We start from the raw sequence: 1801 nt of genomic DNA on the forward strand, positions 1-1801 counted from the left end.
TTCCCCAAATATGTTAACTATATCTTCAATGCAATTTTTTATTCTATGAACGGATTCGTATATTACAATAATATTTTTTTCTTTGTCATAAAGTTCTTTTAATTGATTTTTTCTTTTTCCGCTCTTGTTTGAAAGAAATCCTACGAATAAAATATTACCCGATAAACCAGAAACCGATAATAAAGTTGTAAAAGCGGATATTCCTCCTATTGGAATTATTTCAATATTATTTTCTATCGCCTTATTTATTATACTAACTCCAGGGTCGCTTATGCATGGAGTTCCTGCATCGCTTATAATTGCAGCAGAATTTCCTTTTAAAATATTTTCTATATATTGATTTATTTTATTTTCCGAAGAATGACTATGATAAGAATATAAAGGTTTTTTTATTTTATAGAAGTTTAATAATTTTATCGCTACTCTCGTATCTTCCGCCAAAATAAAGTCGACATTATTTAAAGTTTTTAACGCTCTAATAGTTATATCTTCCATATTGCCTATTGGAGTAGCAACGACATAGATAGCCGATTTTTTTATTTTGTTATTGTCGTTATCAAAAATCAGTTCCATAATAAATTAAATTATAATAAATACTTTAGTTTTAATTAATGTTTCACATGAAACATTATATATTATAATAACCTAATTTTTATAAATTTGTAGTAAATTATTAATGTTTCACATGAAACATTTTAACGATTAATTTTCTAAAATAATATTTTTAAATTTAAATTCCGATAATTAAATAAATTAATTTAGTTTATAAAAAAGATTAAATTATGGAAGCAGCTATATTTATTATAGGATTATTTATTATAATCGTTTATTTCATATCAAAGTCATCTAAATATAAAGGTTATGGTAAAAGTAGACAATTTTATAAATATAATAAATGGAATAACCAATATAATAAACAAAACAAAGTCGAAAGAAGTCTTGAATATATGTCTGACGGCGAAATTAGAATTAAAAGAATTATGAATAAAGAGGAAAATCAAATATATTATACAATTCTAAAAATATTTAAGAATAGTTATAATGTTAATACTCAAGTGTCTTTTAAGGCTTTTTTGGATGCGGAATACGGAACAAAATCTTGGCTATCGTTTAGAGATTTTTATTGCGACTTTCTTCTCACATATAAAATAGGCGAAAATTATCATAAACCTGCAGCAGTAATAGAATATCATGGCGGAGGACATTATGGAGATAGCGCGGAATCGAAAAGCAGAGTTATGGAAAACGATTTTATAAAAAATGCAGTATTAAGTAGAGTCGGAATTAATATTTTTATAATCAAAGAAGATGATATAAAAAACGATAAAAGATATATTGATAATAGAAAATTAGAAGAATTCTTAATTAATATTTATTCTCAAATGAAGTCTTTGGAAAATCAAAAAATATCATAGTTATTAGGTCTTGATTTTTTATAGATTTAATATATAATAAGGCAATAAAAATTTTGTTATAAATAGTTAAATAATTAATAGAATAAAATTGTCTATTTATAGGGATTATATGTATAAATTGAATAGTTATGTTGTGTATCCTATGTATGGTATATGTAAAGTGACGGGCATCTCAAAGAATAAAGTTAATTCCCGCTTGGTGGAATGCTATGTATTCGAATGTGAGGGCGAAAATATTACATTAAAAGTTCCCGTAAGTAGAGTAAAAGAATATCGTATAAGAAAAATAATATCTATTCGCTTGCGGAAAGTTCTTTTATCTTATTTCTAGTAAATCAACTTCTCGCGACATCTATAGTTTCTTCTATTATATTTTTTCTTCCGTA

At 24.8% G+C, this 1801-nt stretch carries 2 protein-coding genes and 1 pseudogene; 2 read left to right on the forward strand and 1 reads right to left on the reverse strand.

What is annotated here, in order from left to right; genetic code table 11:
• The coding region (gene rsmI / locus EZH24_RS11140; RefSeq protein ID WP_137999179.1) for a 16S rRNA (cytidine(1402)-2'-O)-methyltransferase at positions 1–573 on the reverse strand (573 nt) is incomplete at its 3' end.
• A gap of 209 nt (positions 574–782) precedes the next feature.
• Between rsmI and EZH24_RS11145 the strand changes: the two genes are divergently transcribed.
• Entirely contained in the window at positions 783–1415 is a 633-nt protein-coding gene (locus EZH24_RS11145) for a DUF2726 domain-containing protein (RefSeq protein ID WP_137999180.1), read from the forward strand.
• Positions 1416–1524: 109 nt separating this feature from the next.
• Positions 1525–1710, forward strand: a pseudogene (locus tag EZH24_RS11150) (CarD family transcriptional regulator); the annotation flags it as partial.
• Positions 1711–1801 lie beyond the last annotated feature (91 nt).

Origin of the sequence: Brachyspira catarrhinii (genome assembly GCF_005518285.1) — a bacterium.
Taxonomy (GTDB): Bacteria; Spirochaetota; Brachyspiria; order Brachyspirales; family Brachyspiraceae; genus Brachyspira; species Brachyspira catarrhinii.

Excerpts from the sequence above, each read along its gene's own strand:
- EZH24_RS11145 (WP_137999180.1), top strand. The coding sequence starts at position 783 with ATGGAAGCAGCTATATTTATTATAGGATTATTTATTATAATCGTTTAT.